General features: G+C 70.8%; 35 protein-coding genes. 15 read left to right on the forward strand and 20 right to left on the reverse strand.

Going from position 1 to position 25513, the window contains the following annotated elements; translation table 11 throughout:
- Nucleotides 1-72 precede the first annotated feature (72 nt).
- The 4 genes from ABR737_RS02340 to ABR737_RS02355 form a co-directional block, all read right to left on the reverse strand.
- The gene (locus ABR737_RS02340; RefSeq protein ID WP_350248490.1) at nucleotides 73-660 is read right to left on the reverse strand and encodes a DUF6884 domain-containing protein; all 588 of its coding nucleotides are present in this window, start codon (nucleotides 658-660) and stop codon (nucleotides 73-75) included.
- A gap of 122 nt (nucleotides 661-782) precedes the next feature.
- Nucleotides 783-1535: a hypothetical protein gene (locus tag ABR737_RS02345; protein WP_350248491.1), complete on the reverse strand. Its 753-nt coding sequence runs from the start codon at nucleotides 1533-1535 to the stop codon at nucleotides 783-785.
- A gap of 68 nt (nucleotides 1536-1603) precedes the next feature.
- Nucleotides 1604-2191, reverse strand: a complete 588-nt coding sequence (locus tag ABR737_RS02350) for a hypothetical protein (protein ID WP_350248492.1) — start codon at nucleotides 2189-2191, stop codon at nucleotides 1604-1606.
- Entirely contained in the window at nucleotides 2191-2586 is a 396-nt protein-coding gene (locus ABR737_RS02355) for a hypothetical protein (protein WP_350248493.1), read from the reverse strand. The genes ABR737_RS02350 and ABR737_RS02355 overlap by 1 nt, the downstream gene beginning before the upstream one ends.
- Before the next feature lie 171 nt (nucleotides 2587-2757).
- Here ABR737_RS02355 and ABR737_RS02360 point away from each other — a divergent pair, with 171 nt between their 5' ends.
- The 6 genes from ABR737_RS02360 (at nucleotide 2758) to ABR737_RS02385 (ending at nucleotide 6908) form a co-directional block, all read left to right on the forward strand.
- Nucleotides 2758-3117, forward strand: coding sequence for a hypothetical protein (locus ABR737_RS02360; RefSeq protein WP_350248494.1), 360 nt, complete (start codon nucleotides 2758-2760; stop codon nucleotides 3115-3117).
- A 187-nt stretch (nucleotides 3118-3304) separates the two neighbouring features.
- Nucleotides 3305-3844: a hypothetical protein gene (locus ABR737_RS02365; protein ID WP_350248495.1), complete on the forward strand. Its 540-nt coding sequence runs from the start codon at nucleotides 3305-3307 to the stop codon at nucleotides 3842-3844.
- A 205-nt stretch (nucleotides 3845-4049) separates the two neighbouring features.
- On the forward strand, nucleotides 4050-4955 hold the full coding sequence (locus tag ABR737_RS02370) for a hypothetical protein (protein WP_350248496.1): 906 nt from the start codon (nucleotides 4050-4052) through the stop codon (nucleotides 4953-4955).
- 119 nt (nucleotides 4956-5074) lie between these two features.
- Entirely contained in the window at nucleotides 5075-5602 is a 528-nt protein-coding gene (locus ABR737_RS02375; protein ID WP_350248497.1) for a hypothetical protein, read from the forward strand.
- 73 nt (nucleotides 5603-5675) lie between these two features.
- Complete coding sequence (locus tag ABR737_RS02380) at nucleotides 5676-6479, forward strand: hypothetical protein (protein ID WP_350248498.1); 804 nt, start codon at nucleotides 5676-5678, stop codon at nucleotides 6477-6479.
- A gap of 30 nt (nucleotides 6480-6509) precedes the next feature.
- Nucleotides 6510-6908: a hypothetical protein gene (locus ABR737_RS02385; protein WP_350248499.1), complete on the forward strand. Its 399-nt coding sequence runs from the start codon at nucleotides 6510-6512 to the stop codon at nucleotides 6906-6908.
- Between the two features lie 164 nt (nucleotides 6909-7072).
- Here the strand turns inward: ABR737_RS02385 and ABR737_RS02390 are convergent, their stop codons facing one another.
- From ABR737_RS02390 to ABR737_RS02425, 8 genes are all read right to left on the reverse strand, one after another.
- Nucleotides 7073-7336, reverse strand: a complete 264-nt coding sequence (locus ABR737_RS02390) for a hypothetical protein (RefSeq protein WP_350248500.1) — start codon at nucleotides 7334-7336, stop codon at nucleotides 7073-7075.
- Between the two features lie 245 nt (nucleotides 7337-7581).
- Nucleotides 7582-8610 (reverse strand): hypothetical protein, encoded by a 1029-nt coding sequence (locus tag ABR737_RS02395; protein WP_350248501.1) that lies wholly within the window; start codon nucleotides 8608-8610, stop codon nucleotides 7582-7584.
- Entirely contained in the window at nucleotides 8607-9080 is a 474-nt protein-coding gene (locus ABR737_RS02400) for a hypothetical protein (RefSeq protein WP_328973503.1), read from the reverse strand. The genes ABR737_RS02395 and ABR737_RS02400 overlap by 4 nt, the downstream gene beginning before the upstream one ends.
- A gap of 13 nt (nucleotides 9081-9093) precedes the next feature.
- Nucleotides 9094-10389: a hypothetical protein gene (locus ABR737_RS02405; RefSeq protein WP_350248502.1), complete on the reverse strand. Its 1296-nt coding sequence runs from the start codon at nucleotides 10387-10389 to the stop codon at nucleotides 9094-9096.
- Nucleotides 10382-11980: a DUF2637 domain-containing protein gene (locus ABR737_RS02410; protein WP_350248704.1), complete on the reverse strand. Its 1599-nt coding sequence runs from the start codon at nucleotides 11978-11980 to the stop codon at nucleotides 10382-10384. Before ABR737_RS02410 ends, ABR737_RS02405 begins: the two co-directional genes overlap by 8 nt.
- A 230-nt stretch (nucleotides 11981-12210) precedes the next feature.
- The gene (locus ABR737_RS02415; RefSeq protein WP_350248503.1) at nucleotides 12211-12372 is read right to left on the reverse strand and encodes a hypothetical protein; all 162 of its coding nucleotides are present in this window, start codon (nucleotides 12370-12372) and stop codon (nucleotides 12211-12213) included.
- On the reverse strand, nucleotides 12369-12887 hold the full coding sequence (locus ABR737_RS02420) for a hypothetical protein (protein ID WP_350248504.1): 519 nt from the start codon (nucleotides 12885-12887) through the stop codon (nucleotides 12369-12371). The genes ABR737_RS02415 and ABR737_RS02420 overlap by 4 nt, the downstream gene beginning before the upstream one ends.
- Nucleotides 12887-13075: a hypothetical protein gene (locus ABR737_RS02425; RefSeq protein ID WP_350248505.1), complete on the reverse strand. Its 189-nt coding sequence runs from the start codon at nucleotides 13073-13075 to the stop codon at nucleotides 12887-12889. Before ABR737_RS02425 ends, ABR737_RS02420 begins: the two co-directional genes overlap by 1 nt.
- Nucleotides 13076-13614: 539 nt before the next feature.
- Here ABR737_RS02425 and ABR737_RS02430 point away from each other — a divergent pair.
- From ABR737_RS02430 to ABR737_RS02445, 4 genes are all read left to right on the forward strand, one after another.
- Nucleotides 13615-14421 carry a GntR family transcriptional regulator gene (locus ABR737_RS02430; RefSeq protein WP_350248506.1) on the forward strand — a complete coding sequence of 269 codons (807 nt, stop codon included), beginning with the start codon at nucleotides 13615-13617 and terminating at the stop codon, nucleotides 14419-14421.
- Nucleotides 14418-14984, forward strand: coding sequence for a GNAT family N-acetyltransferase (locus tag ABR737_RS02435; protein WP_350248507.1), 567 nt, complete (start codon nucleotides 14418-14420; stop codon nucleotides 14982-14984). The genes ABR737_RS02430 and ABR737_RS02435 overlap by 4 nt, the downstream gene beginning before the upstream one ends.
- 293 nt (nucleotides 14985-15277) lie before the next feature.
- Nucleotides 15278-15424: a hypothetical protein gene (locus tag ABR737_RS02440; RefSeq protein ID WP_350248508.1), complete on the forward strand. Its 147-nt coding sequence runs from the start codon at nucleotides 15278-15280 to the stop codon at nucleotides 15422-15424.
- A 153-nt stretch (nucleotides 15425-15577) separates the two neighbouring features.
- Nucleotides 15578-16585: a DUF6624 domain-containing protein gene (locus tag ABR737_RS02445; RefSeq protein ID WP_350248509.1), complete on the forward strand. Its 1008-nt coding sequence runs from the start codon at nucleotides 15578-15580 to the stop codon at nucleotides 16583-16585.
- Between the two features lie 193 nt (nucleotides 16586-16778).
- On the opposite strand, the gene ABR737_RS02450 is transcribed toward ABR737_RS02445, so the two are convergent.
- From ABR737_RS02450 to ABR737_RS02465, 4 genes are all read right to left on the reverse strand, one after another.
- The gene (locus ABR737_RS02450; protein WP_350248510.1) at nucleotides 16779-16949 is read right to left on the reverse strand and encodes a hypothetical protein; all 171 of its coding nucleotides are present in this window, start codon (nucleotides 16947-16949) and stop codon (nucleotides 16779-16781) included.
- Complete coding sequence (locus ABR737_RS02455) at nucleotides 16949-17119, reverse strand: hypothetical protein (protein WP_350248511.1); 171 nt, start codon at nucleotides 17117-17119, stop codon at nucleotides 16949-16951. Before ABR737_RS02455 ends, ABR737_RS02450 begins: the two co-directional genes overlap by 1 nt.
- Nucleotides 17120-17297: 178 nt before the next feature.
- Nucleotides 17298-17507 (reverse strand): hypothetical protein, encoded by a 210-nt coding sequence (locus ABR737_RS02460; protein WP_350248512.1) that lies wholly within the window; start codon nucleotides 17505-17507, stop codon nucleotides 17298-17300.
- A gap of 150 nt (nucleotides 17508-17657) precedes the next feature.
- Nucleotides 17658-18185, reverse strand: coding sequence for a hypothetical protein (locus ABR737_RS02465; RefSeq protein ID WP_350248513.1), 528 nt, complete (start codon nucleotides 18183-18185; stop codon nucleotides 17658-17660).
- 302 nt (nucleotides 18186-18487) lie between these two features.
- On the opposite strand from ABR737_RS02465, the gene ABR737_RS02470 reads away from it, so the two are divergent.
- From ABR737_RS02470 to ABR737_RS02490, 5 genes are all read left to right on the forward strand, one after another.
- Entirely contained in the window at nucleotides 18488-18853 is a 366-nt protein-coding gene (locus ABR737_RS02470) for a type II toxin-antitoxin system Phd/YefM family antitoxin (protein WP_350248514.1), read from the forward strand.
- A 191-nt stretch (nucleotides 18854-19044) separates the two neighbouring features.
- Entirely contained in the window at nucleotides 19045-19788 is a 744-nt protein-coding gene (locus ABR737_RS02475) for a phosphotransferase (protein WP_350248515.1), read from the forward strand.
- 158 nt (nucleotides 19789-19946) lie between these two features.
- Nucleotides 19947-20756 (forward strand): SGNH/GDSL hydrolase family protein, encoded by an 810-nt coding sequence (locus ABR737_RS02480; protein WP_350248516.1) that lies wholly within the window; start codon nucleotides 19947-19949, stop codon nucleotides 20754-20756.
- Nucleotides 20757-21099: 343 nt separating this feature from the next.
- On the forward strand, nucleotides 21100-21741 hold the full coding sequence (locus ABR737_RS02485; protein ID WP_350248517.1) for a hypothetical protein: 642 nt from the start codon (nucleotides 21100-21102) through the stop codon (nucleotides 21739-21741).
- A 140-nt stretch (nucleotides 21742-21881) separates the two neighbouring features.
- The gene (locus tag ABR737_RS02490) at nucleotides 21882-23150 is read left to right on the forward strand and encodes an MFS transporter (protein ID WP_350248518.1); all 1269 of its coding nucleotides are present in this window, start codon (nucleotides 21882-21884) and stop codon (nucleotides 23148-23150) included.
- An 18-nt stretch (nucleotides 23151-23168) separates the two neighbouring features.
- On the opposite strand, the gene ABR737_RS02495 is transcribed toward ABR737_RS02490, so the two are convergent.
- The 4 genes from ABR737_RS02495 to ABR737_RS02510 all read right to left on the reverse strand — a co-directional run bounded on the left by ABR737_RS02495 (nucleotide 23169) and on the right by ABR737_RS02510 (nucleotide 25501).
- Nucleotides 23169-23738: a 2OG-Fe(II) oxygenase family protein gene (locus tag ABR737_RS02495; RefSeq protein WP_350248519.1), complete on the reverse strand. Its 570-nt coding sequence runs from the start codon at nucleotides 23736-23738 to the stop codon at nucleotides 23169-23171.
- Complete coding sequence (locus tag ABR737_RS02500) at nucleotides 23735-24349, reverse strand: putative 2OG-Fe(II) oxygenase (protein ID WP_350248520.1); 615 nt, start codon at nucleotides 24347-24349, stop codon at nucleotides 23735-23737. The genes ABR737_RS02495 and ABR737_RS02500 overlap by 4 nt, the downstream gene beginning before the upstream one ends.
- Nucleotides 24346-25110 carry a class I SAM-dependent DNA methyltransferase gene (locus ABR737_RS02505; RefSeq protein WP_350248521.1) on the reverse strand — a complete coding sequence of 255 codons (765 nt, stop codon included), beginning with the start codon at nucleotides 25108-25110 and terminating at the stop codon, nucleotides 24346-24348. The genes ABR737_RS02500 and ABR737_RS02505 overlap by 4 nt, the downstream gene beginning before the upstream one ends.
- A gap of 70 nt (nucleotides 25111-25180) precedes the next feature.
- The gene (locus ABR737_RS02510) at nucleotides 25181-25501 is read right to left on the reverse strand and encodes a hypothetical protein (RefSeq protein ID WP_350248522.1); all 321 of its coding nucleotides are present in this window, start codon (nucleotides 25499-25501) and stop codon (nucleotides 25181-25183) included.
- Nucleotides 25502-25513 lie beyond the last annotated feature (12 nt).

The following is a 25513-nucleotide window of genomic DNA, read 5'->3' on the forward strand; positions in this document are numbered from 1 at the left end:
GACGGCCGTGGAGTTGACCTGGATACGGTGCGCGGAGCGGCCTGTGGACAGAGTCCGGGCGCCCGGCGGCACCTACGGGCGCGGGATGCCGCTGCGGCGCGAGGGCCGGTACAGGTCGGCGAAGAAGGCCAGCTGCTGGCCGATCCCCAGGCCCTTGAGGGGGTGCTCGAGCGCGGGCCAGGTCGTGGCGGCGAGGTCCGCGTAGGACCGGCCGGCGAAGACCGTCACCTGCGCGGCGCTCACGCCGAGGAAGTGGGCCTGGCGGGCCAGCACGTGCGGGGACACCGTGCCGCTCTGGCCGGCGCGCAGGTCGTAGTGCAGGATCCGGTCCTCGTCGCGCAGCAGCCCGAATTTGGCAGACAGCGTCAGGACCTGCGCGGAGCCGTCCGCAGCCGCGGCGGCCGCGGCTTTGCGGGCCGCGACGTGGTACGGACCCACGTACATCTCGGCGGCCGGGGCGGCAGGCACCTCGGCCTTGCCCATCGAGCAGGGCACCAGCAGGACCTGCGGCAGCGGCTCCCGCCGGGCCCGGCTTCGGCCGGCCACGGTGATGCCGTACTGCGGCGCCCGCGTCAGGGGACCGAGCCGGGCGTCGACGCCCGCGGCGATCGCCTCGACCAGGCCCAGCTCGGCGAGCTGGCGGACCTGGGGAGCGGGCACGCACGGAGGGACATGGCCCTCGCCATGCACGGCGGCGGCATGAAGACCTGAGCGCTGGTGCACGCTGAGCGGCATCTCGCGGGCCGCCGCCCGCTGCGAAGGGGACGCAGGTACGGGGCGGGTCACGTGCGGCGCCCCTCGTCCATCACGGTGAGCGGCATGGGCAGGCCGTAGTGGTGGGCCAGCGACTCGATCGCGTGCCGGTGGCTGTCGTAGCCGCGCCCCACCTCGGTGCCCGAGGCGTCGGTCAGGATCAGAGTCGACGTCGGAGAAGCGCCGTGCGAGGCGAGGACCACCGCGCCCGACGCGGTCCGGGCCCCGTACCCGTCGAACGCCACCTCGCTGCGGAACGCATCCAGCCGGCCGACGCGGCGCAGCCGTGCGGTGCACTGCGGCTCGTCAGGAACCACCGCGGCCGCTGACACGCCGTACCGGTTGCGGCGCAGGGCGGTGAACTCCGCGGATTGCAGGGCGACTTCGATGCGGTCCAGGGCCGCGTCCCAATGTCGGCGCGCGGCGGTGCCGGCCCTCGGCAGGGTGAGGCTGTGGTTCTGGATCCAGATGGCCTGGACGCGCCAGCCGTCGGCACCGAGGAAGTAGCCGGTCCCGGAGGCATCGTCGGCATCCAGGCCGCGCAGTTCGCTGCGATCGGCCAGGAGCGTGCGGGCGAGGCGGATGTCCCACCGTTCCGCGTGGGCGAGGGGCGTGTACGCAGGTGCGGCGGGCCAGAAGGGGGCAGGCGGGGGCAGGGTCTTCTCCAGGGAGCTCGGGGGCCGGGGCGGCAGGACCAGCGGCCAGCTGGGAATGTCCCGCCGCCCCGGAATCAGGGATGCAGGAGGCGCAGTTGGCGTCTCCCGGCGGCCGTGAGATGTCACCCGGGGGCGGGGCGCCCCGCCAGACGACCCATATAACGTTACTCATGAGATCGATTTTGCGTCAAATTTTAAGGGTCATGTGGGGTATGGGGGAGCGCGCCCTCCGTCGTCGGGTGCGTGAAGTCGACCACCGTGATTTCCCACAGGGCGACGAGCGCGCCCCCGGCCCCGGCACCCCCGGGCAGCCGCGCCGAGCCCGCAGCCGTCTCGCGCAGCCAGTGCAGCCGGCAGCGGACGTCATCGGCGCTCAGCGGTCCGGCCGCCAGGCCCTCCATCTCGTAGAAGTGCGCGACCAGGCGCCCGCCCGCAGGGGCCGCCACCCGCCGGGACGGCCGACCGCGGTCCGGCAGGTCCTCCTCGCCGATGGCGCGCCGTGAGGTCTCGCGGACGTGCTCGGTCAGGGCGATCCGCGACACCCAGGGGCGCTCCCGCGCGAGCCGCGTGTGCTCCCGGGCCAGTTCGGGGGAGTCGAGGCGATGGCTGGTGTACTCGTGGACCTCGGTGTCGCCGGAGCGGCGATAGACCGACACCGTCCACGTCACCCGCCGGTCCGCGCGCGCGGGCCCCTCCGGCTTCGCCGGAATGCTGAACCAGTCGATGGATGAGCACCTCCTCGTGCGGTGTGCGACGGCGGAGCCGGCCAGGGCGGCGGTCATCAGGCCGGTACGCGGCGGGTCGGCGCGGCGGGCAACCGCATCCCGTCGGCCCCGGATTCCCCGGCGGGTGGCGCCTGTTCGGGGGCGGCGCACCAAGAGCACCGCACCTGCCGCCATGAAGCGGAGGGCTGCTCGATGACCGGGTCGCGGGTCAGCCGGGTGCAGCTTCCGCAGGTGAACCATCCCAGCCTGTTGAGGCCCTGCTCGGTGATCGCGTAGCGGGCGGACGCGCTCGTCCGTGTCGCATAGCCGCGCTCCACGAGCGTGTTCAGCACGCGCACGGTGTACGCGACGGTATGCAGCCGCCAGGCGCTGTCGGTGCTCCAGGTGCCGCCGTTGAGGCGGGCGAGCGCGCTGAGGGCGGTGAGCTGGTGGCGGCCGAGCGGGCGGGCCAAGGGGTCTCCAGGTGTCGCACTCCCGGTGATGCGCGGATCGCCCGCCCATCACATTGACCCTATTAGTTTGACGCATAACCCCGCCTTGAGTAAAGTTAATAGCGTCAACGGGTTGATGGTTCGACCTCGAAGGCGCCGCTCGACGGTGCCCAACTACGGCAGGGGGCACCGGTGGCCACGCACGCAGGGAACACCGAAGACACGCACAGCACCGACGAGCAGGTCTTCACGGCCGACGTCGTCGCCCTGCACACCACGGACCGCTCGCCGTGCCCCCTCAGCGGAGCGGGAGAGCACCGCCACGACCAGGGCCGCCCGCTCCACCCGGACTGCGCCGCACGCGGCGGCCGCGACGGGTACGGCTTCCTGTGCAGCTGCGGAGCCCTGCACGCCACGGGCAGCAAGCTCGCCGCCATTGAGGCCAAGGCCCGCCACCTCGCCCTCCACCGGGGCGACCTCCTGGTTCACCGCGTCGTCCGCGACAGCGACGGCCCCCTCGTGATCACCGAGCTCCAGACCTTGAACCGCTGACCAGCGGCCACACCCCACCCCCTGGCCTTGGCCGCGGCCGTCAACCGCATCCAGGACCCGACGAGCCCGGCCCACTGACGTCCACGGCGCGGGCGGCCGCTGTCCACAGGCCCCCTGGCGGACAGTCGTCCCGCCGCCCGCGCCCCGCCAACTCCCCTGCACACGCCAGAAAGTGAGAGCTGCCCTGATGTCTCCCGCCGCTCGCCCGGTCACGATCACCGTCACCGCCGTCACCGCCGCGATCCTGCTGACGGCCTGTACCTCCAGCACCCCCAAGCCGCTGGAGCACGGCACCGTGAAGAAGAAGGACCACGATGCGGCGCGGCCCTCCACCCCGATCTACGAGGACCGCTACCGCGAGACGAACTGCCGCACCGTCACCACCAACGCGCTGACCCTCACCGGCATCAGCCGGCCCTCCACCGGCGGTTCCGGCAGCCGCTCCACCACCAGCGGAGGCAGCGGCGGCGGAGGCGTGTCGAAGGTGAAGCCGGGATCGCCGAACAAGCTGGACAAGGACAGCTCGAGCGGATCCAACGGCAGCGCCAGCGGGGGGAAGCGGAGCTCCCGCCGGGTCTGCGACCGCCAGTACCTCGGGCGGGTACAGACCGGGGTGCAGCAGCACCCGGCAGTGTGGAAGGTCCTGATCGTCAAGGACAAGCGCTCCAACTGGAAGGAGGTCACCGAAACGAAGTGGCGCAAGATCAAGGTCGGCGACCAGATCTGACCCGCCCAGCGGGGCTCGGGCGACCGGGGCTCGGGATGGCCACGGCGTGCTCCGTGAGCTGTCCACAGGGGCGTTCGCGGTCGCCGGACTCTGTCCACAGGGGCCCTGGCACACGGTGATCGTGTCCTGATCTCTCACAGGACACCGCAGGTTGGCATTCACACGCTCGGCCGGCGGCAGGCACCTCGTGAAAGGCCCCCGGCCCATGGCAGCCACGTCCACGACCGCGACCTGGATACTCACCCTCATCGGCAACCTCATGTGCCTTCTCCTCGGTGTCCAGGCATTCCGGTTCTGGCTCGCCAAGGACTGGCCGCGCGTGTGCACGGCCCTGCTCGGGGTGATGGTCTTGTCGACCCTCGTGTTCAACCCGAGGCTCCCCGTGGAGCTGGTGGCCAAGCTGCGGGCGCTTGTCGTCAAGGACCTCGAAGCCGAGCCCAGCCCCTCGGAGCACGGCGCGGGCGCCTCGGACGGTCCGCAGCACACGGACAGCAGCCCGCCGTGGGGGACGATCGCGGCCGTCGTCGGCGCCATCGCGGCCGTCGTCGTGCTCCTGCTCCTTGCCGGCGCGCTCGCCGCCTACCTGCACCGCCGACGCGAGCGCGCCCAAGCACACCTGCGCCGCACCGGCGAACTCGCACAACGCCGCGCCGAGCTGGAAGCCCGTCACGATGCAGTGCGGGAGGCGATCGGCGACTTCGAGATGAACCTGCTCGACAACCTCCACCGCCTGGCCCTGGCCGACGTGAACGTCCCCCAGACCGCGCGCCTCATCGACGCCCTCGACGCCGCGCGCGATGCCCGCATCTCCACCGCCCCGGAAGCCCTCGACGCATACCGCAAAGCAATCACCGCCCTCGACGTCGCCTGGAAGAGCGCGGACCACCACGCCCGGACGACCGGGGCCCGCTACCTCCCGCCCGCCGAGCGCCGCAACATCGAACAGGCCCAGGCCGCCCTCGCCGTCGCCCTCGACGAGCGCGGCTACGCCCCCCAGCGCCAGATCGCCCTGCGCCGCGCACTGACCCTGATCGAGAGCGTCATCCCCGTCCCCAAGGAAGCGATCGCCGCCCTGGAGATGAACACCCGGCCCGCACTGGCCAAGAACTGATCCGCCCGACGCCGCTGTCAGACCCGACTGGTACAAGGAACTGCGAGGCCAGCAGCCGGCGCAGCACCGCGGATGCCGCCCGACCCGCCGCCACATCACCGTGAAGGGGATCCGACACCGTGCCGCCCACGCACCGCCCATCCCGCCTGACCCGGGCCACTGACCTGGCGCGCGCCGAGCAGGTCCTCACCACCCTCGCACTGCAGGCCCCGGACGGGGACGCCACGCGCAGCATCCTGCGCGAGCACTCCTGGCGCAGCCTCCTCCTGCGGTCCGCGCTGCGCACCGTCGCGACAGGCGGCGAACTCCACGCGGCGATCCACGGCCGTGGATGGCAAGCCCGAGACAGCCGCGAGGGGCACTACCAGCAGTTCTTCCGCACCGAGGCAAGAATGCTCCGCCTGCTCAAGGCCGCCGCGCTCGTACGCCGCCCATACGGTCCCCGCGGCGAACTGCGCACCCGCAGCCAGCTCATGGAGCAGGCGTACAAGATCGAGAATGCTTCCGTGGCGCAGGGCTTCTTCGCCAGCGAGACCGACGAGGAAGCCGCACTCGGCTGCGTACGGATCGGCCTGGGCCTTGTCCACCACCTCGTCAGCGGCGCCCCGCTCCCCGCGAACTGCTCCACCGCCCTCGACTGGCAGTAGACCCGCGTCTCCACCGACATCCGAACGCCCCGGCAGCCTCCTGCCCACCCACGCACCGACGTTAGGACCCCTCGTGAGCTACATCCGTTTTCAGGACCCCCACGGCTCCGCCCACCTCAGCGGCCCCGAGCGCCCCCACCTCCTCAACCTGATACACGAACACGCCCGCCGGGTGCTCTTCGACTCCCCGGACTCCGGCGAGCGGGCCTACACCCTGTTCGACCTGCTGCCCGAGGACCACGAGCTGAGGGAAATCCGTCTCGGTGGCCAGGTGAGCCCGTACCGCTGGCTGGGCGTGTACGCCCGCTCGCTGCACAACGTCATCTTCGACGACCCGATCGTCGACTACCGCGGCCACCAGGTCCGCCCCCTGACCCTGCTCCTCAACACCGCGATGGACAGCGGCACCGAGCCGCTACGCCTCGCCGCCCGCCTGATGGGCCAGTGCGAGATCAACACCTGGGTCGACGGCCCCGACCGCCGCTGGCTGACCGGCGTCATCACCCAGGGCCTGGCCTCGGGCGACTTCCGCCCGGAGTGCGGCTGGCACGACGTCCAGCGCCTGCTGCTCGAACGCGACGACCACCCCGTCGTCGTCTCCTGGAGTGATCCCTTCCCCACCTGGTGGGACGCCCGCCTGCGGACACCCGCCGGCGAGTTCCTGGACGACGAGGAGGCCGAGCGGACCTGGGAGACGCTCCCCGCGGCCGAGCAGTGGACGCACGGCCTGCAGGCGCTGCGCGCCCGTACGGCTGAGCTCCTTCAAATGACCCCCGACTGGGCCGGCTACCGATTCGGCTCCACCGTGAGCCTGGGCGACCTGCTGGCCCCGGACCACACCCGCCGCTTGGACCGGGCCTTCGAGTTGATCCGCTGATCCGCCCCCTTACGTGAGAGGAGCCCACCTGTGAGTGCCAGCGTCTACCTTGACCGCACCGCCCTCAAGAACGCCGTCCTGACCCTGCTCATCCCGTCGGACGGTCCCGTCCACCCGACGGTCTTCGCCACCGGCACCGAGATCAACGGCGAGGCCGCCAACCCGGCGAGCTTGACGCGGGTCCATCACCACGCAGAGCAGCGCGCCGAGGACACCCATCTCGACGCTGAAGCCGAGACCGGCGACGAGGACCTCCAGGACGAACTCGCGGAACTCTTCGGCGTCGATCCCGACGAGGACGGCAGGGCGCTCGTCGAGAAGGCGGATCCCGAGGCCGACCGGGAGACCGCACACGAGATCATCAAGGCGCTCGCCGCCGCCTACCCGCTGCCGGAGTCGTTGCGGGATGATCTCCCGCTGGCGCCCTGACCGTCGGCGACGGAGGGGCGGATTCTGCACTCCCAGCCCGAGTCGGCGCCCAGCCGGCGCCCCACCGCCCGCAGCGGGCGGGCCAGGGATCTGGGCGTTCGGAACATAGAAACGAACTGACCCCGGGGGGCTGCACATCTCGCGAGATGTGCAGCCCCCCGGGGTCAGTTCGTGAACGCGTGCCAGACACTCCAGAGAACGAGCAGGCCGGCGACCACCGCGGCGACGGCGTCGCCTCGGGAGGGCCGCCAGACACCCGCGCGTGCGCGCGGGTTGACCCAGGCGATGTGCTGGATGCATTCGCCCACGGGGTAGTCACCGTCGTGACGCCGATGGCGGTGACGAACGGCGTGGCCTTCCGCGCCGGCGCGGAAGGTGTAAGGCCGGGACGCCGTGCCGCAGGGCGGACAGTTGTACGTGAACGGCACGAGACGCCTCCTGATCCGATCGGTGGTCCCCGGATCGTAGAGGGCGAAGGCCGTGGCCGTGGATGGTCAGGGGCGTTTTCTCGCCGCTGGCGAAGAGGCCGGTGCAGGTCGGGCGCCGCCCGTCGATAGCGGTGTCGACGGACCGTCGACGGAGGTGTCGACGGCCTGTCGATCACGGTGAGATGAGCGGTAGATGCCCTGGTAGATGGGGGTGTAGACGGCATCTGCACCCCCACAGGGCCCGGTCACGCGACGGCGCCAGGGGAGGGGTCGGGAACAGCCTGGAGGTGGGGCTGGACGGGGGTGCTCTGCCCGGCCGGAACAGGGGCCTCGGTGGGGGGTGCGGAGAGGGGTGGGAGGAGGGGTGTGGCGGGGCCCTCCTCCCCGGCCTGGACGGGGCCGGCGGGGGACCCCTCCGACGGGGCCCGGAGGACGGGTCGGGAGAGGGCCGCCACCGCCTCGTCCAGAGAGGTGCCGAAGACCCCCTGGAGCTCGTCGGCGCGGACCCCCCAGGTGGGCCCTTTCCCCTTGGCGCGGACGTTCCTACTGACGGGGATGCCGGCAGCAGTGCACCACTCCCGCAGCTGGAGCTGCTCCCAGTTGTCGAAGCCCTGCGCCTCCTGCTGGAGCCGCGCCAGGAGCTCGGCGATGTGAACGCCCATGTGCTCCGGCGCGGCATCCCGGACCGCGGCCACGATGAACCGGACGAGCAACCGGGCGAACCGGTCCTGGGCGGATTCCTGCTCCTGCTCCCCCGCAGATTTTTCATGATCATTTTGGGTGGTGGTCTCCTGCAGCGGGGGAGCGATCATCCACGCGACGATCACCCACACCACCCCGAGCACGGTGCAGCTGACCGGCACGTACGGGGCGATGTGCGGCCAGACGAGCCACATGAACAGCCAGAGGAGCCCCGCGACGACGACGCCGACGAACAGGATGATCAGACAGCCCAGTCCGACCCGCTCGATCACGTCGTCGGCAGCGGCATGCGCTGCCTTCTTGGAGACCTTGGTGGTGCTCGGGCCCGCCTTGCTCGCGGAGTCGGCGTCAGCGGGGTCGCCGCTCTGCTCCGCTGCGGCCGGGGCGGCCTTCGGCGGCGGGGCGTCGAGGTTCATGGCCGCCGTCCAGCCGAGCTTGAAGACCCGGCCCACCCTGCGCAGCAGGAACGACGCAATGAGGCGCGACCCGGTCAGGAGCGGGAGGAGCAGCAGCCGCGGCGCCTGCCTGCCGCCTTGGAACGGGATGCTGATCTCCTTGAGCAGCGCTCTCATGCCAGCTTCTCCAGGAACGCGCCGGTCACCTTGAAGAGGATTCCCCAGAACGCGCCCGCGAGGCCGCACGCGACGCCGAAGCTCAGGCCGAAGAAGGCCGGGGGAAGACGCCGCTGCCACTCGGGCAGGAAGGCCATGACGCCGAGGACCAGAGCCAGGCCGGCAGGCGTGGCACCGGCGATGAGGTTCGGATCGGTGAGGGTCGAGGCCGCCGTGCCGTGGACTCCCTCGGCCAGACTCCTCCAGGTTCCCCCAGCGAGCATGAACAGGACGCCGATCACGGCAGCGAGCCCGGCGAGGTAGCGGCGGTCGTCGAAGTACTTCTTGGTGATCTTCGACTTGTTGCGGATGGCGATGATCAGGACGATGAAACCGGCGGCCGCGAGGGAGGAGAGGCCGACTGCTCCCAGGCCCTGGGTGAAGCTGGCGCCGGAGGCGGGTGCGGCGAGCACGGTGTTCATGGGGGTCACGGGTGGGTGCCTTTCAGATGACAGGGCCGGTGGAGTACAGCGCGCAGACGAGCAGGGAAGTGGCGAGCGGGATGCGTGCCAGCCAGCGCTTGAGCAGGCCGCCGTAGCGGGTGCGCCACACCAGCCAGCCCGAGGCGCCGCACATGGTGAGGCCGACGACGAGCAGAGCGGTGTCGCTCTGGCTCAGGCCGACATGGCGGGCGACGATGTCGGAGGTGTACGGCAGGAATTCCTGCCCGAGGCGGCGTCCGACCTCGGCGGCGACGAAGACCGCGGCGAGGCGGCCCAGTGCGCCGAACGGCACGAACGGCGCGAGCATCTCGCTGCCCGCGGCCTTCCACGCCGTGAACCCGCAGCCGAGCGCCATGCCGGCTCCGAGCAGGCCGCCGGCAGCGGCGACGGCGGCCGGGGGGAACTGGGAGAGGTAGGCGTTCAGCCCGATGGCGGAGCCGACCGCGGCGGCAGTCCCGTTGAAGGTGATGACACGCCAGAAGCGGGTGGGGCGCCACTGCTTCACCGGCTGCGTACGGATCTGGAGGGTCGGCTGCGGCTTGTGGACATCGAGGACCTGCGGGCGGGCGTCTGGCTCCTCGGCGCCGGCCTCCTCCGGTTCAGAGGCCTGCGGCTCAGGGCTCTTCTGGACCTCGATGAGAACCGGTCCGCTGCCGGCCGGAACGGTCAGGACGTGCCCGCTGTAGGTGTCGAGGTCCGCGTCCTGGTCCTTGTAGAGGCGGTCCCACCAGCCTTGCTTGGTCTCGCGAGGAGAACCCTGCGCAGGGGGCGCGGTCTTCGGTCCGGGCCGGTCGATGCGCCACCAATCGGAGTCCTTCTCCGGCGGCTCGGGCGGCGATGCCGGCATGGCCGGAATGACAGGATCCGCCCCGCTCCCCTGGGGGGTCGGCGCACCCACTTCCGGGGCGCTGACCTGCGCATCTACACCATCTACAGGGGCGTCTACATCCGCGTCGGCAGGGGCTGGGATCGACGGCTTGGCCGTCGCCTGGCCGCCGTCGGGGCCTGCTGCCTCCGTGCGCGGCGCGGGTACGGGCACCTCATCCGGCAGCGGCACGTGGAACGGGTCGGTCTTCTCGTCTGCGGTGGTCACGTTCCCTCCCTCCTCGGAGGCTCCGGTGATCCGCTCGCCTTCCAGGGCGAGGTGGATCAGCATGCGGATGAACTCTTCGTCGTGGTCTGTGTTGTCGCAGGTCAACAGCCCTGACAGCTGGCTGGTGCGGGTCTTGCCGGGGCCGGGCACAGAGCCCGGCCCCGGGTGTATCCAGCCGGGGTCCTTGCTGGCCGGCTCAGCCATCGGGTGCGTCCCGGGATCCGCTGGCCGTCTCCGCGGCCACACGGGCCGCCTCCTTGAGGACCTTGGTCACCCAGGCCGGGGACTTGCCGAGGCTCTCGGCGAACTCCTTCTGCGTCAGGGCCGGGTTCTTCCTCTTGGCCGCATGCCACGCGGCCGCGGCCCTGGCCCGCTCGGCTTGCTTCGGGCTGGGAGCACCGACAGCGGCGTGAACCGACGTCGGCGCCGGCGTCTTCGCGGCGTGCACGCGCGGGCGGTGTGAATTCACGGAGCGGCCGTTCACGCCGTCCTCTTTACGGTTGCCGTCGTCGTCGTTCACGACCTCGTCCGCATCCGGATTCACGGTGTCGGACGGGTCGTTCACGCCGTCGGATTCACGCTCGGCCGACCGGTTCACGGTCAGCTTCACGGGCCGGTTCACGCTCCAGTCCCGCCGATTCACGGCCTCCGGTTCACGCGTGAATTCACGGTGATTCACGACCGGCGTGAATCCGTTCACGGTGCCTTTGAGCAGCGGATTCACGGACTTCACGCGGTTCACGCTGCCGCTGTTCACGGGGGGCGTGAACGGCTTCATGCGTGAATCGGGGGTGCTTGCGCACCGGTTCACGGGCTGCCGTGAATCACCCCTGCGTGAATCGTTCACGGGAGCATCGGCCGGCGCGTGAACCGGCGGGTTCACGCCCGAACCTGCAGGCGGATTCACGGAGCCACGTTCACGGCCGGCAGCCGGATTCACGGCTGCCGGCCGCGGCGCCGGCGCACCCCCGGTGCGGAGGTTCACGCTGGCGTCGGCTCCCGAGTTCACGGGGTGCGGAGGAACGTTCATGCCCGCGGTGGCGAGGAGGGGTCCCGGGACCTCGCCCGCGGTCGAGGTGATCGCGAGGGCGTCGGCGACGTGGTTCTCCAGCGCGTCGCCCTTCACGTTCTGCCGTGGGGCCGAAGCCGGGGCGCGGCTGGAGCTGAGCGGGACGCCGTAGCGGGTGAGCTTCAGCGGCAGCAGGGCCTCGACCGGGGCCTTGCGACGCCAGGCGCGACCGAACCGGGTCCGCAGCCGGGCCTGGTAGACGAGGCGCTCCTGCTCGAGCTCGAGGACCCGCTCGTACGACCGCAGCTCCCACAGCTTCATCCGCCGCCACAGCTTGAACGTGGGCAGCGGCGACAGCAGCCACCGGATCAGCCGGACCGGCTCCATGTGACGGCCGACCGTGATGTTCGCCAGCTGCCCGATCGCGTGCCGGGCGGCTTCGACCGTCACGACGAAAAGGATGGGGATCACCGCGTGCATGCCGACGCCGAGCGGGTCCGGCCAGGCGGCGGCGCCGTTGAACGCGATCGTCGCGCTGGTCAGCAGCCACGCGGTCTGCCGCAGCATGGGAAACGGCATCCGGAGCCAGGTCAGCAGTAGGTCCAGCGCGAGCAGCACGAGGATCCCCGCGTCGACCCCGAGCGGGAACACATGGGCGAACGTCCCGAAGCCCTTGCGGATCGCAAGGTCGCGGACTGCGGCGTACGAGCCGGCGAACCCGATGCCGGCGATCACCACAGCGCCGCCGACCACGACGCCGACGATCACGCGCTGCGCCTTGTTCAGCTGAGGCCGGTCGGCCTCGGTGGCGGAGTCCGTCGGGGTTGTCGTGGTGGGCGAACTGGAGGGGGTGGTCACCGTATTTCTCCTGTGCGAGGCGGCTCCAGAGGGCGGAGACGCGAGAGGCCGCGGGGCACAGCCGTCCCCCGCGGCGTGGAGCTGAAGGTCACCAGCGGTCGGTCGTGCTGGCGCCGTAGAGGCGGAGTCCGAACGAGGCGGTGTGGGGCGGGCCGAGTTCACGAGGCATCAGGGACCGCCCGGCGGCTCATCTGCTTGTAGGCGGTGGCCCGGTCGGCCGAGCCGGTGTCGTAGTCCTTCCGGCACCGTTCGAGCGTGGCGGGTTCGGCCAGGATCCGGTTCTCGCGGGGCCGCCGGTCCGGCGGCTCGGCCTGGGTCACCGGGCACCTGCGCGGGCGGCCGTCGCCGTGATGTGCACGGTGGAGGTCCCGCAGTGCCCGCGAGCCTCCAGGTACTCACCGGCGTCGTGCAGCCCCGGTGCGTTGATCGCCCGCACCAGGGAGTTGAACAGCTGATTGGGCAGCGGGCGGCCGACGTGGACGACCACGTCGGCATCCAGAGGCGCCGCGTCGCTGATGAGGTCGAAGAGGCTGGCGACCAGGTCGTCGTCGCTGAGGGCACCGTCATCGGTGGGAGCGGGCGGAGTGGCGGCCGGGACCGTGACGGTCAGCAGGCCGGCCAGAGCGGCGCGCATCTCCAGCACCTGCAGGACGAGTTCGTCGGCCTGCATGCCCTGCAGGTCGAGCCTGATCGCGCGGCGCAGTACGTCACGGGCGATCTCGGCCGCCTGGACGCGGCGCTGCGCCGGGCTCAGGCTGCCGAGACGGTTGTGGGCCATCCCGGCGAACTCGGCCAGGCTGGGGTGGACGGGCTCGACGTCGGTGGGCGTGGCCATCAGCGCACCGCCTTCGCGGCCGCGGAGTTGGCGGCCAGATTCAGGTTCGTCAGGTACGCCCCGGCCACTTCGGCAGCGCGGGCACGGGCCTTGGTGTCGACCGATGCGGCGATCGTCTTGGAGTGCGCGGAGCTGGTGGCCCCGCCCTGGGCGGTGGAGCGGGCGGGGCGATCACTAATGTGGGACACAGTTCGGACTCCTCGCTGAGTGAGGTGTTCGGATGAGGCCCCGTGCGGGAGTGGCGACTCCCCATGAGGGGCCGAGCACGGCCCTGGCCGGGAGGTAACTCCTGGCCAGGGCCGTCGTGTTGGCCAGACGGCCAAGGCCACGGCACACACCTGGTGCGCCGGGCCTTGGTTGTCTGGACTGTCGCGTGCCCGAACGGGGCCGTGCGGCAAAGCCGACGGGCACCCCCTCGGACGCTCAGTCCTGTGTCCGCTGTGCAGTTTTCAAGGAGCGGACTCGCATCGCGCGAGCCCCGGCAGTGCGCCGAATTGAGCCACTTAGGCCCGGAATGAGGGCCTCAAGCACCACAACCTGTCAAGACAGGTTGTGGTGCCGATCACGACCGTAGCGATCAGCTGGCGGCTCGTCAACACCTGTCAAGACAGGTTGAGTTGCCGGGCCAGGTCAATGCGGCGCCGAGGCGGCAATGCCCTAATGGGTGGGGTGTGCATCGCGAGGCGACTCTTGCTAACCTGTCGCGACAGGTTGCTAAGGTGCGGCCATGAGTAACAATCGCCCGCGGAAGCCGCAGGAGAAGGCGACGGTTGACGACGTCGTCATCCTGCTGCGCGAACGCATCAAAGCCGGAGACTTCCGCAAACCGGACGGCTCTCCGGACAAGCTGCCCTCGGCCCAGGTTCTCGGCGACGAGTACGGGCTGAGCCGGCAGTCACTGGTTCGCGTGCTGGAGAAGCTCAAGGCCGAGGGCATTGTGCGGACACGCAAAGGCTCGGGCGCCTGGGTCCACGACTGGAAGCCGCTGCTCTTCTATCCGCAGTCGGAGTTCCACGAGCAGGCGCCCAACATCGACGTCTACACCTCCCTCCTCGACGCCGCGCACCGCAAGGGCGACGCCCGGATGGACGAGATCACCCGCGAGCCGGCAGACGAACTGGTCCGCAGCCGACTTGCCCTGCTGGACGGCGAATACGTGGCCGTACGGCGCAGAACCAACATGGTCGACGGAGCCGCGGCCCACACCGACGACTCCTACGTGGCGCTGCGCATAGTCGAGAGAAGCGACTGGGTACTGCAGGACAACGTCGAACGCGGCACCAACCGCGTCCTCGCCGAACTCGGGCACGAGATCGTCCGCTCCATCGACGAGATCCACCCCCACACGACCACCGAGGGAGAGAACATCCGCCTGGGCCTCGGCGCAGGCAACTCAGTCCCCGCCATCAAAATCATCAGCACCAACTACGACGCCGCCGACCTGCCCGTGCAGGTCACCCTCTTCACGCTGCCGGCCCACCGCAACGTCACCGTGTACGAGCGCTTCCGCCACACCGAGCGAGGCGGCGAGTGATCGTCGTCCGGGCCGTGCCGGCCGACATCCCCCGACTCCTGAAGTTCCGCACTGACGCGGCCAGCTGGCTGAGCGCGAACGGCAGCGACCAGTGGTCCACGCCCTACCCACCCGAACTCCTCATCGACAGCGTGTCCGCCGGCGAGGTCTATCTCTTCCACCCGACCCCGCGGGCCTTGCCCGTGGCCACCGTCACCCTCGACCGAAAGGCCGAGCCGGTGCTGTGGAGCGAAGAGGAGAGGGACGAACAAGCCCTCTACGTGCACAAATTGACCCTCGCGCGGCCAGGCAACGGCCAGGGCCTCGGAGCCGCGATCCTGGACTGGTGCGGAGATCAGGCGGCCCGTGACGGGGCCAAGTGGCTACGCCTCGACGCCTGGACGACCAACACCCGCCTCCACGCCTACTACGAGCGCCTCGGATTCACCCACCTGCGCACCGTCCACGATCCCGCCGCGTACGAGTCGGGATGGGTGGCGCAGCGGCTGGCGGTGCCGTGTGAACATCCCTTCCGCCTCCAGCCGGCGGACCACGGCCAGGAGCCGGGCGGTCACCGCCCCTGACCACTGCAGCTGACGACCGCCCGGCGTGAGGGGGCTCAGGAACCTTCCTGCGCCCCACCTCGCAGCGGACGCACCAGCCACCGCCCCGGAGCGGAGTCGTGAACCTCATGAAACGGTGCAACGCGGGGGTCGGTGAGTGGAATCGTCGCCCCATACGTCCACCGCGTCAGCTCCCCGCCCTGCCGCAGCCCATAGACGAACGCGATACCCGAAGGCCGCGCAGCCGCCGCCGCGATCGCGCCGAGCAATCCCGTGATCAACTCGCCGCCGCGCACGGCGGCACACGTCGCGACATGAACCCAGGACGCGTCGGGGCCGGCGAGCTGGGCCACGATCCGCGCCGGCTGCCCAAGAACCGCGGTCGTGACCTCCACCTGAGCGGCTTTCTCGGGCCCCGGGCCCCACAGGTCGACGGCGACGACACGATCGGCTCGAACTAGCCGGTCGTCGGACAGCCGAAGCCAAGCTATTGCGGACATATAGGGCCCTTCCGTTCCGTGATCAGGAACCGGACCGTACGAGCGAGAAGCTGTGGACAGAGGCCGCAGGGGTAAGACCTCGGCAGGCCGACGCGTCGACCCTGGAGGTTCGCCATGGACTCAACCCGGCACCTGACCGCGAGCACGTTTCTCTTCGCGCGCTTCGGGGCCTCGTGGCGGATGTGCGTCATCGCGCACCCCCGGCACGGCAGCTACCGCCGGCCGGGAGGCCATGTCCTCGAGGACCAGGCCGAGACGCCCCAAGACGCCGCGATGCGCAAGGCGCTCGAAGAGTCCGGATATCGCCCGCGCCTCCTGCCGGCCCCACTTCCGGAGGGGTACCCGCACCCTGCCGTCCCCGGCCCGTGGTGGACCGTGGACATCGCGGCCGGCCCGGACAGCCGAGCTGACGGGCGGCACCTGCACCGCGACCACGTCTTCGTCGGCGTCGTGCCGCTGACCTACGAGCCGCAGGGCCCGCCCGCGCTCCCGGTGCGCTGGGTGGATCGTGACGCACTCGAGGTTCTGGACACCCCGACGGACACCAAGGTCCTCGGCGCCCATCTCTTCGACGTCATCGGCGCCGTAGCGCGGCCGCGCACCGCGGCCGCGCCGGATGAGGAGCTGGCGACGGAGCTGCTGCGTCGGATGGAGCTGGACCAGGAGGTGCGGCTGCTGCCTCCGGCGTCGCGGACGCCGGAGGTGATGGAGCGATGGCAGGAGATCGACCGGGACAACCGGATCTGGCTGGAGCAGCTCCTCGCGGTGCGGGGGTGGCCGGGCATCTCGGAAGTCGGTGAGCGTGCCGCAACGGCCGTGTGGCTGTTCGCCCAGCACAGCGATCCGGCACCCGACTTCCAGCTCAGGTGCCGGGACTTGCTGGCGGAGGCAGTGCTGGCCGGCGAAGCAGACCCGCGGCACTCGGCGCTGTTGCAGGATCGAGTCCGCATCGCCCAGGGCCGCCCGCAGGTCTTCGGCACGCAGCTGTACGCGGATGAGGCGGGGGAGCTCGCCCCGGCGCCGCTCTGGGAGGCCGAGCAGGTTGATCTTCGACGACTCGAGGTCGGCCTGGAGCCGCTTGAGGACTATCTCCACGCCTGTCGGCAGACGGCCGTCGGATGAGTAAAACCCATCGTGGGGACCTCGCGGCCGATTCGCGGTGCACGACGGAGTCAACGACCGTGCCCACTGGAGCCGCGGCGCCGGCGTTGCCCGGCGGGGCCCTTGCCTCCGCGGCGTCAATGCAGGACGCCGCCCCGGCGTGGGCCGGGACGGCGGAGTTGCGCCCGCCAGTGGGATGCGGGTGTGGTGCAGGTCAGAAGCTGCCGGGCGGTGCGTCCTTGGGGCGCTCTTCCAAGCGGGCACAGGTCAGCCGGTCATTGAGGGACTGCTGCCCGGCCTTCTGCTCCGGCGTGAACCCCCTGGGGGACGAACTGCCGCTGCTGGAGCGGCTGGTATTGCTGTCACTGCTTCGTCGGATGGCCATCAGGCGCCTCCGAGGCAGGAGTTGACGTTCACCGAGGGGTTGCTGATCGTCCCCTCGGTGCCGAGGGTGATCAGGGAGGCGGCTGCGCGTGCCTGCTCGGCGCCGCGCGCTGCGGCCTTGGTCCGCTGGAGGCTGCGTTCGAACTCGCGGCCGTGGGTACGGTTGGGCATGCTGCTGAGCTCCTTGCCGGTTCGTGGTGTGTGGGCTCTGTCAGCGAGGCCCTGGCCGGGTGCTGGAGACACCGGGCCAGGGCCGCTTCTACGACGGGGCTGAAAGGCGCGCGCCGCGAGCAGACGTGCTCATCGGGTCAGGGCGGGCCCCGTGGCTGGGTCGGGCGGCCGCCGCAGGTCAGCTGCCGTGGCGCTGCTCGTCGTCCGGGAGGCCTTCGAGCAGCGCGGCCTCGAGGGCGGCGACGTCCTCGGTCAGCAGAGCGTGCGCGTAGTCGGCGTCCGCACGGTCAGGGCCGCTGCTCATCGGCGGCAGGGCCTTGCCCGAGGCAATGAGCCAGCGGACGAGGTATGAGCGGCGCTTGGCGAGGGTCTGAGTGTCGTTGGGCACGTACTTCTCCTTGTGGATCTCCGTGGGACGGGTACGAAGCTCGGCGCTCCGGTGCGCTTCCGAACAGCCGTTGGTGGCATTGCCGGGCAGCCGGTGTCGTGACCGGGCCCCGCCCGAGGGCGGGCCGGCCACGACCAAGGGCCGGGAGGATCAGCAGGCGATGCGGCCCGGCGCCGCGGTCGCGGAGATCTTCACGTAGCCGCGGTAGACGCCCCATCCCTTGTGTCCGCTGGTGATCTGCTCGGCCTCGACCAGGTTGGGGTCGCTGGGGTGGCAGGCGATGATCCGTGCGCGGTCGCCCTCACCCATGAGCCCCTTGATCGCTCCTCCGGCGTCGCGGAGGTAGAGGCCGCCGGTGCCGGCAGCGGGCTGGAGAGTGCCCGCCGGCGCGGCCGACTGGTTGACCCCGCCGGGCTGGTCCTCGGGGACGGCGTCGTTCGAGGCGGTGCGGCTCCGGGCGTCCGGGCTGGGGCCGTCGCCGCGCTTGATGACGTCCGGGTACTCGGTGATGGTGGCCGTCTCCGTCTCGCCGGTCACCGGGTTGATGCGCTCCTCGGTGTACGTGCGGACCGGCTTGTCGGGATCGACGCCGTCGGCCCGTGCGGTGGTCGAGAGCAGTCCGAGCATGCCGACGGCTGCGACAGCCGCGACGCTTGCGCGCTTGCTGGTGGTGTTCATCCGGTGGAGCTCCTCGGTTCGTGAGGGTGATCGGGCTCGCCGGTGGGCGGCGCTGGAGACGCTGCCCTCGGCGGAGGCGGGAGAGGAGATCCCCTCGCGCCTCGTGTGGAGGTGCTCTGAGCTGCCCTGATGCGGTCCAGGGCATGGCGAACTCCGTCTGCGTGAGGCGGAGATGACGCCATCGGGGCGTTTGCTCCGACGACAACGACCGTAGCGCAAAACCTTGAAGTTCGGGAAGTTATGGAAGTTAGGGAAGTCCTCGCCTGTCCGTGAAGTCCTGGCAGTCCGTACACTTCCGGCCCATGGAGACGACCAGCAGCAGCGCCGACAACACCCGGTCGGAATGGAGCCCCGTCCTGACCCGGGTACGCCTGAAGGGGGGCCACCATGTGGTCACCCGGCACGGCCACCCGGCCGCTGTGCTGGTGCCGACTGCCTGGCACGCGCAGGCCGGCGGAACCGTGACGGACACGATCACCGCACAGGAAGCGATCCGTGGACTAGCCGAGCTCCTCGACCGCGCCCACGGAGGGGACCATGTGGCGGTGACCTACCGGGGCAGAGCAGCCGCGGTCGCGGTCCCGCCCGAGTGGCACGCCCAGGTCACCGGCGCGGCTCCGAAGCACCTAGAGGACGACAATTCAGAGGAGTCCGAGGCATCCCCGTGACCCCTTTCTGATCGGCCTCCCGCAGCCGTTCGTCTAGGGAGGCGAAATGAACAAGTCGCTCGCGACCAGTTCGATCCGGTGAGATGGCATCCGGTCGCAGTTCGTGGGAAGCGCGTTGCCACCACGTCCCGCAGTCGGGACAGGCACGTCTGGCCTGCGTAGGGTCGGGCCGAGAGAGGGGAGATCCACCAGTGCATGACGGATCCGGCAGAGAGGTGCCGCTGAGCGGAGGGCGTATTACCAACGGCGTCGTCCGTGTTGGAGACACAGTCCGGCGACCTGTCTCAAGAGCGTCGGACTTCGTCGCGAGGCTGCTGTCACACCTAGAGGACTGTGGATTTGACGGCGCACCCCGCTACCTCGGGGTCGACGACACAGGACGGGACATGCTCAGCTACGTGCCGGGCCACGTTCCATCCAAGTTCCAGAAGTGGACCGATGCCCAGGTAGCTGCAGCCGGCGTGCTACTGCGCTCCCTGCACGAGGCCACTCGTGGCAGCAGCCTCGCAGGACCGTGCCCGGTCGTGTGCCATCACGATCCTGGGCCGAACAACACCGTGTTCCGGGACGGCAGGCCAGTCGCCTTCATCGACTTCGACATGGCGGCACCCGGTGATCCCCTCGAAGACGTTGGGTACGCGAGCTGGACCTGGTGTATCGCCTCAAAGAGCGCAGCGCCACCTGTGACCGAGCAGGCACAGCAGGTGCGGATGCTGGCCGACGGATACGAACTCACTGACCTCGAGCGCCGTGGCCTCGTTGACGTCATCCTGGAGCGGCAGATCCGGAACGTCCAGTTCTGGCTCAAGAGGGATCCTGGCCCCTCCGAACTGCACCCCAGCGAGGATGTCATCGCCGCGCGCGTCGAGTGGAGCTGCCGCGAGCACGCCTTCGTGAGCACTTACCGCTCTACGTTCGAACAGGCCCTGCGGTAGTAGTCCCACGAACTGGACTGTGCCTCATGGGTGGGGCGCGCGGTCGTGGGCGAGGTGAGCGGGCGTAGTTTCAGCACGGTGGCCACTGTGGCGCCGCGAAGCCCACGTAGTCTCGTTGAAGAACCTGACCTACCAACGGTGCAGATTGCCGCCCACGGATGAGCACGGAGCCCGATGGCCAAGCGAGCACCTCGGTGACCCCGGAGACCTCCCGTCGCACCTTCGACGGTGCTCCTGCGCCACGCGAGGACCCTCGAACCCTGACCGTCGGCTTCTTCGGCACCTCGATCATGGAGCACCTGGAAGCCGTCAACGCGCAGATGACCACCCAGGCGAACCTGCCCGAGGTCGGCTCCAAGATCACCGTCGAAAGCTGGGCCCAACGCGGCTGGGTCCACCGTCTGACCCTGTCCCTGCGCGCTGCCTGGCCGCACATCGCCTTCGACGTCCACAACCACGGTGAGGGCGGCGCCACCAGCCGCGACATCGCCGGCATTGTCGAAGCCGACAGGGCAACCACCGGCACCGACTACGACCTCGTGTTTCTCGGCTGCGGCATCAACGATGTCTGGCGCCGCTTCCAGCGCAGGACCCACGAGGCGGTCGACCTTGAGGAGTACACCCGGCACCTGACCGGCATGCTCGACCAGCTCAGCGGCTACACCCGCCGGATCGTCGTCGTCTCCGAGACCCCGTTCGGGCCGATAGACGACCCCGTCACCGTCACTTCGATGAACGCGGAACTCGCCCGCTACAACGCGGTCGCCGCCCAGGCCGCTGCCGCGCACGGCGCGCGATATTTGGACGTGTGGACTCCGTTCACCGTCGCCGCCCGGCACCTGGCCGGCGACCGGGGCGCCCTGTGGAGCGACGGGGTTCACCTGACCGAGCTCGGCGACACCGTCCTGCTCCAGCGGGCCGAGCAACTCCTCGCCGAACACCGCATCGTCGAGGAGCTCCTGGACTGACCGCTCCTGGAGGGCGACGCCGCACTGGCCGTGTACGGGCCGCTGTTCGCCTGCCGCCGGTGGTGAGCGCATGGTCCACATGAAGGAGGCGGGGCAGATGTATGTCGAGACTCGCGTGGCGGCAGGCGTCGACGTCCGCCACGGCGCGGATGAAGTCCTGCTTGAGCCGCTGGGAGATCCGGGTTCGGTGACAGAGCCGCGACCGAGTATGGCGTCTGCAGGCGGGCATCCGCGAGGGAGATCGCCGCTCCGAGAGCAGCGTGGCAGTGTCATGGCAGGAGCCTTGAGACCGCGAAGGTCTGGACACGACACGTACCGGCCGGTCACTGGCTACGGTGACGTCATGCGGATGGATCGCGAGTACACCGCGTGTACGTTCGTCGTGGTTGGCCTGGAACTCTCCCGTCAGACCGGCGAGCTTGCGGTCCGCGGGGCTGCCGCGCTCGCGGTACGAGCCGAGGACTGGCTGCCGCTGTGGCGCGTCCACGCTCAAGTCGGGACCGGAGCCGATGAAGCGGACCACACCCGGGCAGAGAGCCGGGACGTGGTTCGATCCGGCTCCCTGGGCGAGGCCCTGGCCTCGATCGATCGCCGGATCACCGAGGACCCCCACGTCGCCGTGGCACGGCTGGGTCGGATGGAGGCCGCGACGTTCTGGGAGCAGCGTGCTTCCTGTCCCCGGCTGGCGAGTTTGGTCTTATGGGACGCCATGCGGCTTGCGCAGATCGCATGCCCTGCGGTGGCCGAGCCCTCGGAGGCGGCGCTCGCCTCGGCACTGGGCATCGACCTGCCGGAGCGAGGGGCGCCGGTGACGCGGGCGGTGTGGGCGACCTCGGAGATCTGCCGCCGCGCCCTGCAGCAAGGGATTTCCGCCGGCCGCTGGGGGACCCTTCGCCAAGTCGAAGACCTCGTGGGGAAGCGCCCGCGTCCCGTGGAGGAGCACTACCTGCCGTCAGGCCCAGTACAGGACAGTCTGTTCGACTAGGCCCAGAGTCTCCCTCCGCGGGCGAGTACGGACGACCTGATGCCGGCACCCGGCCGAGGGCAGCCAGGGGCCGTGTCCCGTTCGGCTGAATTGCGGGTCTTCCCGGGCGAGCCGCCTTCTGGCGCCGATAGGGTCCGCGGGTGCTCTCAGGCCTCAACTTCGCACTGCTGTCCCAACGGGGATTCCGGCTGTTGGCGTCCGCTCGGTTCGTCTCCGTGCTCGGCTCCGCCTTCGGTCCCATCGCACTGTCCTTCGGTGTCCTGGCTCTTCCGGGCGCCACACCGGGACAGCTGTCCCTGGTCCTTGCCTGCCAGGCCCTGCCGCAGCTGGTGTTCGTGCTGTGGGGCGGAGTCCTGGGGGACCGGGTCAGATCCCGGTTCCGCCTCGTCTGTGTGACCGAGAGCGCCGCCGCGATCGTCTGGGGCCTGCTGGCCGTGATGTTCGCGACCGGGGGGCCGATCGCATTGATCGCCGTGTTCGCGGCACTGGGGGGCGTGACGCGAGCGCTGTTCTCCCCGGCGCTGGAGGGCGTGGTCGTCGACGTGATCGACGACAAGCAGAACCGGCAGGAGGCCAACGCCCTGCTGAAGGTGTCGGTGAACACCGCCAGGCTGCTCGGGATGATGCTCGCCGGGGTGGTGGTGAGCCTGATCGGGCCGGCCTTCGCTCTCGCCTTGGACGCGGCCAGTTTCGCGGTCTGCGCTGTGCTGTTCGCCGCCTTGGGGAGGTCGACGCCGGACCGGCCGGTGCGCTACAAGGTCTCGGCCTGGCGAGACCTGCGCGACGGATGGCGGGAGTTCACCCGGCACGAGTGGCTGTGGGTGACGACCGCCCAGCTGACCGTCGTGATCGCGGTGGTCAACTCGGTGGCGGGTCTGCTCGGGCCGATGCTCGCCGTGCACTACCTGGGCGGCGCGTGGGCGTGGTCGGTGGTGATGGTCGCGCAGGTGGTGGGCCAGCTCGGCGGGGCAGGGTGGGCCGCCAAGCTGCGCCCGGCCCGTCCGATGTTGGTCGCCACGCTCTGCACGGCGGGTGCCGCGCTGCCCGCGCTGCTCCTGGCGTTCCGGGCGCCGCTGCCGGTCCTTGTGGTCGGGATGGTGGCCTATGGCGTGATGTGGGACGTGACGATGGTGATGTGGCGGACCTGTCTGCAGCGGGAGGTCCCGGACGACGCCATCTCGCGGGTGAGCTCGATTGACCTCCTGGGCTGCCTCGCCGTCGCCCCGGTCGGCCTCGCCGTGGCCGGGCCGCTCGCCGCGGCCTTCGGCCCGGCCGTGATCGCCCTCGGCAGCGCGGCCCTGGTCCTGGCCGCGGTCGGCTTCGCCCTGCTCTCCCCGGACATCCGGACACTTCCCGGCGACCCGCCGCCCCAGGAGACACCGGTCCCGGCGGCGGCCACCACGGCGTGAACGAATACGCCGGTGCGTTCACGAGCGGCCGCCGAGCTGACGGGCGACGAGGACGGCCACGGTGTGACCGCTGCTCACCGGCAGGATCGAGTGGGCGAGCCAACCGGGCGCCAGAACCGCCAGGCCCGGCTCGGACTGCAGCGTGAGGGCCCGGCCCCAGGGCAGGCCCGGGACAGCCGCGGCGTCGCAGCCCGCCCGCGGGTCGTGCAGGCACACCGCACCGGAACGCCCCGTCGCGTCTTCGCCGGCGACGGCCAGGTAGCACCAGGCCGACCACAGGCCGCTGCCGTACGCGAGAGGCACGCGGTGATCGGCGGCCCAGATCTGTACGGACAGCTGCACTGTTTCGGGACGGTCGGGCGTGAACAGGGGCTGGGCGAGCGCGGCGAAGGCGGCGCGGGCCCGGTCCGCGTCCAGGACGTCGTCGGCCTCAAGATCGCGGCAGCCGTGCTGCGTCCGGCGCATCTCATCCCTAAGCCGCTCGTGGTCGAGGGACGGACGGACGGTGCCGAGCCAGACCGGCGTTGCCCATCGCTCCTCGAGCGTGCCCTCCGCGCCCGGAGCGGCCCTCGTGACGAGCGCGGTCATCGCTCCTCCACACGGATATTGAAGGCGATGCACAGGCGCGGGGTGGGGGAGTGGTGCGGGGCGACGCCGTGCCGGAGCCAGGAGGGGAACGCGATCAGCAGGCCCGGGTACGGGACGACCGCGTACGGCGCGACGGCGTGTGCGGGGGCGGTGGCCAGGTGGGCGGGGCGGGGGTCGAGGAGTTCGAGGGCGCCGGTGGGGTCGGTGGCGGTGCGCAGGTAGTAGACGCCGGAGACCGCGCTGTCGTGGTGGGCGTGGAACTCGTGGAAGCCACCGGACCAGTAGCGGACCGCCCAGGCGGTGGCGGTGAAGGCGGTGTCGGGCCCGGCACCGGTGACGGCGAGGGCGGCATCGCGGATCCACCCGTTGAGGGCGGTGACGGCCGGCAGCGGCCAGGAGAGCACGTCGGGCGCCGACTTGCGGGCGCATGTCACCCCCAGGGAGAGCGAGGAGTCGCCCTGCTCGCGTTCCAGGATCAGCTCGGCCAGCGCATCGACGTCCGCATCGATCGCCGTGGCCCGCTGGTAGACCGGGGTCGGCCACAGCTCCTGGCGGGCGCCCCGCACCTGCCAGGGTTCCGCGACCGCTGTGGACACGGTGGGGGTGGTCATGAGGCGTCGCCGCCTTCCCCGGCCCGGGTGTAGACGGAGATGTGCTGGGTGGAAGAGGCGGTCACAGGCGCGCGGTGCCAGTCGCCGTACCGGTGGGCGAGGGTGAGCCCGGTGGCCGCGGCGAGGAGGTCGAGTTCGGAGAGGTGGACGTAGCGCATGATGACCGGCAGCAGGCGCATCCCGTCGTGGTCGAAGCGGATTTCCTGGAAGTGGATGATCTGCTCGATCGGGTCGTGGGTGGTCGCGGACAGGCTCAGGTGGGTGTCGCGAAGCTCCCGGATGCCGATCTGCTGGCGGCCGGCGAGGAGGCCTGGGGCGCGGGGGATCGTCGCCTCGAGGACGAAGTGGCCGCCCGGCGCCAGGGTCCGGGCGACGCCGGAGAGGCAGGCCGCCTGACGGGCCTGGGTCATCAGGAAGAAGAAGCTGGAGAAGGCGACGTAGACCAGGCCGAACTGCTGGCCGCTGGTGTCGACGTCGGCCATGTCCCCGACGTACGTCTGGACGGGGAGCTGGCCGCGGTGGCGCAGCAGCTCGTCGATCATGGCGGGGGAGGCGTCGATGCCGGTGACCTTCACGCCGCGCTCGGCGAGCGGCAGGGCGATCCGGCCGGTGCCCACGGCGAGCTCCAGCGCGGACCCGTCGGCGGCCAGACCGGCGAGGAAGTCAGCGGCGGGTGCGGGGTCGCGTTCCTGGTGCTCGGCGTTGTAGTGCGGGGCCCACTGGTCCCACAGGGACTGCTGGAGTGCAAGGAAGTCCTTCACGCACATCTCCCGAATCGTCGTGACCCGGCTGCCGCCCGGCCCCATAGGAGGGCGGGCGGCAGCCGAGCGCTCAGGCGTCGACCTGCGGGGCCTTGTCCGGGTCGAGGAAGACCTTGCGGGCGCGGATCGTCCCGGTGATCTCCTCCGTGCCGGTCAGTTCCTCGGCGCTGCCGTCGGCGCCCGCGATCCCGCCGCGCGTCAGTTCGACGGTGACCTTCGCGCTCAGGGCCATGTCCTCCTGGACGGCCCCCTCGTGCATCGCCGCCGCGCCGACCAGGCCCTTGTCCACCAGGCTCATGACGTGCGTGACGTCGTCTGCGTTGAGCTCGATGCCGGCGATGTTCGCCTTCTCGGCGGGGGTGGTGTAGCGGGTCGTTACGGGTTCGTCCATGCCTGCCTCCCG

Origin of the sequence: Streptomyces sp. Edi2 (genome assembly GCF_040253635.1) — a bacterium.
Classification (GTDB): domain Bacteria; phylum Actinomycetota; class Actinomycetes; order Streptomycetales; family Streptomycetaceae; genus Streptomyces.